A 7651-nucleotide genomic window follows, 5' to 3' on the forward strand; every position below is an offset into this window, starting at 1 on the left:
GTCCGCGCCCGCGGCTGCGTCTAGTACGTTTCCAGATGCAGCCGCCCTTCCCGCTTCAACCCTTCAGCCAGCGCCTCCCATTGCAGCCCCGCCTGCTGCGCGACGTCCCTCAGCGCCAGCATCACGCCCTCTTCCATGCTCTTTAGCCCGCACACATAGAAGCAGGTGTCGGGGCTCGCCAGCAACGCTGCCAGGTCCGCCGCGCGCTCGTGCATCAGGTCCTGCACATAGCGCTTGGGCTGCCCTGCCGTACGCGAGAACGCCAGGTTGATATCGATGAAATCCTTGGGCAGACTCTGCAGCGGGCCGAAATAAGGCAGTTCCTCCTGCGTGCGCGCGCCGAAGAACAGCATCAGCTTGCCGCCGTCGAACTTGCCGGCCTTGCGCAGGCGCCGGCGCCATTCGGTCATGGCACGCATCGGCGCGCTGCCGGTGCCGGTGCAGATCATCACGATGTTGGAGCGCGGGTGGTTAGGCATCAGGAAGCTGGCGCCGAACGGGCCGATCACTTCGACCTTGTCGCCGACCTTGAGGTCGCACATGTAGTTGGAGGCCACGCCACGCACCGGGTTGCCGTCATGGTCCTGCAGCACGCGCTTGATGGTCAGCGACAGGTTGTTGTAGCCCGGACGCTCGCCGTTGCGCGGGCTGGCGATCGAGTACTGGCGGCCATGGTGCGGGCGGCCGCCGGCGGCGGGGGCGGGGGGGGNCGGCACGATGCCGATGGACTGGCCTTCCAGCACCGGGAACGGGGTCGCGCCAAAGTCCAGCACGATGTGGTGCGTGTCGTATTCGCGGCCCACTTCGGTCACGCGCACATTGCCGGTCACGGTAGCGGTGATGGTCTTGTTGGCGGACTTGGCGCCATACAGGTTGGTGTAGGCATGCGCGGCGGACCACGGCGGCACCGTGGCGCCGTAGCGGGCGCTGTTGACGGCGTCTTCGCCGGTGCCGGCCAGCGGCGACGTGGTGGGAATCTCCGGCGCGGCGGTCTGCATCTCGGCGCCGGGTGCCAGGTCGGCCAGTTGCTCGGGCGTCAGTTCTTCCGGCAGCGTGTCCCAGGTGAGTTGCTCTTCGATGCTGTAGGCGCGCAGCTTCGGCATGGCGCGCCAGTTGTCGATCGAGCCGGTCGGGCACGGGGAAATGCAGGCCATGCACAGGTTGCACTTGTCGGCATCGACCACGTAGTTGCGCGAGTCGTGCGTGATCGCGCCCACCGGGCAGGTGGCTTCGCAGGTGTTGCAGCGGATGCAGATCTCGGGATCGATCAGGTGCTGCTTGATGACTTGAATTTCTGCCATGTCCATGGCGGTCTCCAGAATCAGAGTGCTTCCAGGGCGTGTATCCCTGCCCTCGGTGTTCCCCTCTCCCCTCAGGGGAGAGGGTAGGGTGAGGGGTGGTTTAAGCACCGGCGCTTCGTTGATGCTCCCGCCCTCCCCCCCGCCCCTCTCCCGCATGCGGGAGAGGGGAGCAAACCCGCAGCGGGCGGATGGCCCGTGGCTCAGTTGAACCGCACGTATTCGAAATCCACCGGCTGGCGGTTGATGCCCATCACCGGCGGCGCGATCCAGTTGGCGAACTTGCCCGGCTCGACCACGCGGCCCATCAGGCTGGCGACGAAGGCGCGGTCGCCTTCGCTGGGCAGCCACTGGTCGCGGAAGTCGCGCCATTCGGCGTCGGAGATCACGCGGCCGTCCGGCGCAACCTTGACGCCGGCCAGCGCGCCGATATTGCGGTGGAAGGCCTTGTGCGGCACCTTCAGGCGGAACGGGATGCCGGCCTTGTCGATGACCTTGTTCCAGCGCTCGATGCCGGCCATGCTGTCCTTGATGTAGTCGTCGCGCAGCACTTCGTTGAGCGCGTTGAGCATCGGCACTTCCTTCTCGGTCAGCTGGCCGTTCTGCGCCTGCAGGATGCGGTAGGTCTGGCCCTTGAGCACGTGGTCGTCCATGCGCTTGCCTTCCTCGTAGCGGCCCTTCAGGCCGGTGCTGTAGAAGGTGGCGGCGTTGCTGGATTCATCGGCACCGAACAGGTCGATGGTGACGCTGTAGTGGAAGTTCAGGTAGCGCTGCAAGGTCGGCAGGTCGATTACGCCGGCCGCGCGCAGCTTGGCGGGATCGTCGGTCTTCAGTTCGTTCATCACCTGGCAGGTGCGCTGGATCACGCGCGACACGCCGGATTCGCCCACGAACATGTGGTGTGCTTCCTCGGTCAGCATGAACTTGGTGGTACGCGCCAGCGGGTCGAAGGCGGACTCGGCCAGCGCACACAGCTGGAACTTGCCGTCGCGGTCAGTGAAGTAAGTGAACATGAAGAACGACAGCCAGTCAGGCGTCTGTTCGTTGAACGCCTGCAGGATGCGCGGGTTGTCCTGCTGGCCGCTGCGGCGCTCCAGCAGCGCTTCGCCTTCCTCGCGCCCGTCGCGGCCGAAATACTTGTGCAGCAGGTAGACCATGGCCCACAAGTGGCGACCCTCTTCCACGTTCACCTGGAACAGGTTGCGCAGGTCGTACATGCTGGGCGCGGTCAGGCCCAGGTGGCGCTGCTGTTCGACCGACGCGGGCTCGGTATCGCCCTGCGTCACGATGATGCGGCGCAGGTTGGCGCGGTATTCGCCGGGCACGTCCTGCCAGGCGTCTTCGCCCTTGTGGTCGCCGAAGTGGATCTTGCGGTTGGCCTCGGCCGGGTTCAGGAAGATGCCCCAGCGGTAGTCCGGCATCTTGACGTGGCCGAAGTGGGCCCAGCCCTGCGGATCGACGCTGATCGCGGTGCGCAGGTAGATGTCATGCTGGTGCGAGCCTTCCGGGCCCATGTCGTTCCACCAGCTCAGGTAGTTGGGCTGCCATTGCTCGAGCGCGCGCTGTAGGGTGCGGTCTTCGCTCAGGTTGACGTTGTTGGGGATCTTGTCGCTGTAGTTGATGCCGGACATGGTGGTCTCCTTCGGGGGACGATTCGGTTGTCGTGTAAGGCTGGATCAGACGCGGTTCCAGTCGAAGGCGGCCTTGTCGCCCTTGCCGTAGACCTTGAGCGCACCCTTGTCGCCCACCGCGTTGGGGCGCTGGAAAATCCAGTTCTGCCACGCGGTAAGCCGGCCGAAGATGCGGGTGAACATGTTTTCCTGGCCGTTGAAGCGCAGGTTGGCTTCCATGCCGGTGAGCGCATCGGGCGACATCGCCACGCGCTCTTCCAGCGCGATGCGCACTTCATCGGTCCAGTCGATGTCGTCGGGGTTGGCGGTGACCAGGCCCAGCGCATAGGCGGCATCGGCATCCAGCGGCTGGCCGGCCCTGGCGCGCACCGCGTCCAGCGCGGGCTGCTCGTCGTAGAAGCGGCGGCCCAGGCGGCTCTGGCCGGTGGCCATCGGGTAGAGGCCGAAATTGACTTCCGCCACGGTGATCTTCGGTGCGCGCTCCTCGTCGTCCGGCAGTGCCAGGTGGTAGCTGCGGTCACAGGCCAGCGCCAGTTCCAGGAAGGTGCCGGCAAAGCACGATTGCGGCTCGATCAGCGCGAACAGGCTGCGCGACGACACATCCAGGCGGCTCAGCGTGCGGCGCAGCAGGCCGATGGTCTCGCGCACCAGCCAATGGTCCTTGTGCGCCAGCAGCGTGGCGTCGGTGCCCAGCACCGCGGCGGCATCGCCGCTGGTCTTGATCAGCCAGGTGCCGATGTCCAGTTCATTGGTGCGCATCGACAGGATCGCGTCTTCCAGTTCGCGCGCCAGTTGCAGCGGGTACCAGGCGGCGCCGGCTTCAACGATGTCATCGATGTTCTGCGGCTGCGTGCCCGTCGGCGCCTTGACCGTAAAGGTGGCGGTGCGGCCGGCGCGGTCGATCTCGATCGTCACATGCGTGTAGCGCAGCGCATCGGCTTCGATGGTGCGCTCGATCGGGGCCAGTGCCACGCCCTTGCCGTCAGCCGGGCGGTCGCTCTGCGCGGCCAGCGCCAGCGCGCGCTCCTGCACTTTCTGCGCGAACACGGCCGGCTTGGCGATGTCGTCGACCAGGCGCCAGTCCTTGGCACGCTGGCCGCGCACGCCTTCGGTGGTGGTGCAGAAGATGTCGGCCAGGTCATGGCGCACGTGGCGCTTGTCGGTCACGCGGGTCAGGCCGCCAGTGCCGGGCAGCACGCCCAGCAGCGGCACTTCCGGCAGGCTCACTGCCGACGAGCGGTCGTCCACCAGCAGGATCTCGTCACAGGCCAGCGCCAGCTCATAGCCGCCGCCGGCGCAGGCGCCATTGACCGCGGCCAGGAACTTCAGGCCGCTGTGCGCCGAGGAATCCTCGATGCCGTTGCGGGTCTCGTTGGTGAACTTGCAGAAGTTGACCTTCCACGCATGGCTGCTGACACCCAGCATGAAGATATTGGCGCCGGAACAGAACACCTTGTCCTTGCCGCTGGTGACGACCACGGTGCGCACTTCCGGGTGCTCGAAGCGGACGCGGTTGAGCGCATCGTTCAGTTCGATGTCGACGCCGAGGTCGTAGCTGTTGAGCTTGAGCTTGTAGCCGGGGCGCAAGCCGGCGTTCTCGTCGATATCCACCGCCAGCGTGGCGACGGGGCCGTCGAACGTCAGCTTCAGGTGCTTGTATTGGGCGGGGGCGGTCTGGTAGTCGACGCGGGGGGCGATGGTCACGGCGGTGTCTCCTCTGCGAAACTGCACTATCGTGCATGGACAGGAATCTGGTGAGACGAACTATAGTTCATCGACAAGATTTTCTGCAAGCACTATTATGCAGATTTACCAAGGAGTGCCGGTCGCTGCCCCTCTGCCCCAGGTTATTGCGCCCCAGCCGTCACAACGGCATGCGCAAGGCCTGGCGCACCAGTTCGCGCAGGGAGGCAAAGGTGGGTTCCAGAGGCCGCGCGCTGGTGTCCAGCGAGAACTCCGCCTTGGAATAGAAGGCCGCGCGCCCGGCCAGGATATGGCGCAAGTCCTCCATGGCCTCCTTGCTGGCCGCCATCGGGCGGAAGTCGCCCTGCTCGCGCACCCGCTCCATATGGTCTTCCGGCTCTGCCTGCAGCCAGACCGTGGTGCAGTGGGCCAGCAGCAGGTTGAAGGTGGCCGGATCAGAGACCAGGCCGCCGGGCGTGGCGATCACGGCCTCGGGATAGATCTGGATGGCTTCTTCCAGCGCGCGCCGCTCGTAGCGGCGATAGGCGTTCATGCCATACAGGCCCTGGATCTCCGAGATGCTGCAGCCGGCAAATTTCTCGATCTCGCGGCTCAGCTCGACAAAGGGGAAGTCCAGGTCTTCGGCCAGCATCCCGCCCAGCGTGGTCTTGCCGGCGCCGCGCAGCCCGATCAGCGCCACGCGCGGGCTGCGCGCGGCCTGGCCGGCATTCTCGCCACCCGTGCCGAGCATCTCGCCCACGGCAATGCGCACGCGCCGCAGCGTGGCTTCGTCACGGTGCTCCAGCAGTTCGCGCAACAGGATCCATTCAGGCGACGACGTGGTGACGTCGCCCAGCAGCCCGGCCAGCGAGCACTGCAGCGCATCGGCAATGTGCTGCAGCACCAGGATGGAAGCGTTGCCGCTGCCGTATTCCAGGTTGGCCAGGTGCCGCTCCGACACACCGGCGGCCTGCGCGGCGGCCTTTCGGGTCAGGCCGCGGCAGGCGCGCAACTCGCGCACACGCTCGCCCAGCGCGACCAGGAACGGGTTCTTCTCAGTGCCATTGGCAGCGCTTGCATCTGAATCATGATGCAGGTCGACATCCGGGGTTAACCCAGATTTATGCAATATAGTGCTTGACATGATTTCTGCTCGGCTCTATTTTTCATACATGCACAATAATGCATGAAGCCAGTGATAGCAACTGGCGAATCAGACGGAGCCCCAACACCATGTCCCCCACAGAATTCCGCAGCCAGATCGCGCGGCTCACCGCGCAACTGGCAGGCCGCCCGCTGGATGCCGCACTCGATGCCTGGCTCAATGCCGAGCACGGCGCCGGCAGCCCCACCTACCAGCAACTGAAGGACGCCTGCCAGACCGGCGTGGCCGAAGGCTGGCTGTGCGACCGCGAAGGCGGCGGCATCCGCTACGGCCGCATCTTCAAGCCTGCTGACGACCTGCACGGCTTTTCCGTCGACGTGGTCGACATGCAGGACATTGCCGGCCCGCATCACACCCATCCCAACGGCGAGATCGACCTGATCATGCCGCTCGAGGGCGACGCGCAGTTCGACGGCCGCCCCGCCGGCTGGCTGGTATGCCCGCCGGGCAGCGCCCACCGCCCCACCGTCAGCAACGGCCGCGCGCTGGTGCTCTATCTGCTGCCGGAAGGCCGCATCGACTTCACGCGCTGAGATCCCCCATGACTGAATTGCTATCCAACTACCTCGGCGGCAAGTGGCAGGCCGGCAGCGGTGCCGGCACGCCCTTGTTCGATCCGGTGCTGGGCGACGAACTGGTGCGCGTGGATGCCACCGGGCTGGACCTGGCGGCCGGGTCCGCCTTTGCCCGCGAACAGGGCGGCGCCGCCCTGCGTGCGCTGACCTACCGGCAGCGCGCCGCGTTGCTGGCTGACATCGTCAAGGTGCTGCAGGCCAATCGCGATGCCTATTACGACATCGCCACGGCCAACAGCGGCACCGTCAGGAACGACTCCGCGGTCGACATCGACGGCGGCATCTTCACGCTGGGCACTTACGCCAAGCTGGGCGATACGCTCGGCGACCGGCACTACCTGCTGGATGGCGAGGCCGCGCGGCTGGGCAAGGACCCGTTGTTCCAGTCGCAGCACGTGCTGGTGCCCACGCGCGGTGTGGCGCTGTTTATCAATGCCTTCAACTTCCCGAGCTGGGGACTGTGGGAGAAGGCGGCGCCGGCATTGCTGGCCGGCGTGCCGGTGATCGTCAAACCCGCTACCGCCACCGCCTGGCTGACCCAGCGCATGGTGCGCGACGTGGTCGAGGCCGGCGTGCTGCCGGCCGGCGCGTTGTCGGTGGTGTGCGGCAGCTCGGCCGGACTGCTGGACCAGTTGCAGCCGTTTGACGTGGTGTCGTTCACCGGTTCGGCCGATACGGCCGCGGTGATCCGCTCGCATCCCGCCATCGCGCAACGCTCTGTTCGCGTGAATATTGAGGCGGACAGTATCAACTCCGCCGTGCTGCTGCCGCAGGACGGCGCCGATACCGCCGCCTTCGACCTGCTGGTGAAGGAAGTCGTGCGCGAGATGACGGTCAAGTCCGGCCAGAAATGCACCGCGATCCGGCGCGTGTTCGTGCCTGAAGCGCTGTATGGCCAGGCCGCCGAGGCCATCGGCGCACGGCTGTCGAAAGTGACCGTGGGCAACCCGCGCAACGATACGGTGCGCATGGGTGCGCTGGTCAGCCGTGCGCAGTTCAACGCTGTGCAAGACGGGCTGGCATACCTGCGCAAGCATGCACAGGTGCTGCATGACGCCACGCAGCACCTGATTGATGCCGATCCGGCCGTGGCCTGCTGCGTCGGTCCGACGCTGCTGGGCGTGACCGATGCGGACGCCGCCGCCGCGGTGCACGACACCGAAGTGTTCGGCCCGGTGGCCACGCTGCTGCCCTATCGAGATACCGCCCACGCACTTGCACTCGTGCGCCGTGGCCAGGGCTCGCTGGTGGCATCGCTCTATGGCAGCGACGCGGCCGCGCTCGGCGCGGCCGCCGTCG

General features: G+C 66.4%; 6 protein-coding genes. 2 read left to right on the forward strand and 4 right to left on the reverse strand.

Annotated elements, in window-relative coordinates:
- Nucleotides 1-20: 20 nt before the first annotated feature.
- The 4 genes from boxA to CF68_RS26755 form a co-directional block, all read right to left on the reverse strand.
- Complete coding sequence (boxA, locus tag CF68_RS26740) at nt 21-1307, reverse strand: benzoyl-CoA 2,3-epoxidase subunit BoxA (RefSeq protein ID WP_035824815.1); 1287 nt, start codon at nt 1305-1307, stop codon at nt 21-23.
- Between the two features lie 194 nt (nt 1308-1501).
- A complete protein-coding gene (gene boxB, locus CF68_RS26745) occupies nt 1502-2929 on the reverse strand; it encodes a benzoyl-CoA 2,3-epoxidase subunit BoxB (RefSeq protein ID WP_035824817.1) in 1428 nt (475 codons plus the stop codon).
- A gap of 45 nt (nt 2930-2974) precedes the next feature.
- Nucleotides 2975-4633: a 2,3-epoxybenzoyl-CoA dihydrolase gene (gene boxC / locus CF68_RS26750; protein WP_035824820.1), complete on the reverse strand. Its 1659-nt coding sequence runs from the start codon at nt 4631-4633 to the stop codon at nt 2975-2977.
- A gap of 160 nt (nt 4634-4793) precedes the next feature.
- On the reverse strand, nt 4794-5756 hold the full coding sequence (locus tag CF68_RS26755) for a helix-turn-helix transcriptional regulator (protein ID WP_035824822.1): 963 nt from the start codon (nt 5754-5756) through the stop codon (nt 4794-4796).
- 89 nt (nt 5757-5845) lie between these two features.
- Here CF68_RS26755 and CF68_RS26760 point away from each other — a divergent pair, with 89 nt between their 5' ends.
- Together CF68_RS26760 and CF68_RS26765 are read left to right on the forward strand one after the other, a co-directional pair.
- On the forward strand, nt 5846-6310 hold the full coding sequence (locus tag CF68_RS26760) for a DUF4863 family protein (protein ID WP_035824824.1): 465 nt from the start codon (nt 5846-5848) through the stop codon (nt 6308-6310).
- 8 nt (nt 6311-6318) lie between these two features.
- A partial coding sequence (locus tag CF68_RS26765) for a 3,4-dehydroadipyl-CoA semialdehyde dehydrogenase (protein WP_035824826.1) occupies nt 6319-7651 on the forward strand: 1333 nt, incomplete at its 3' end.

Source organism: Cupriavidus sp. SK-4, assembly GCF_000611125.1.
In the GTDB taxonomy this organism is placed as follows: domain Bacteria; phylum Pseudomonadota; class Gammaproteobacteria; order Burkholderiales; family Burkholderiaceae; genus Cupriavidus; species Cupriavidus necator.

Coding starts and splice junctions, on each gene's coding strand:
- boxB (WP_035824817.1), bottom strand. CDS start 2,929: ATGTCCGGCATCAACTACAGCGACAAGATCCCCAACAACGTCAACCTG.
- CF68_RS26755 (WP_035824822.1), bottom strand. CDS start 5,756: ATGTCAAGCACTATATTGCATAAATCTGGGTTAACCCCGGATGTCGAC.
- CF68_RS26760 (WP_035824824.1), top strand. CDS start 5,846: ATGTCCCCCACAGAATTCCGCAGCCAGATCGCGCGGCTCACCGCGCAA.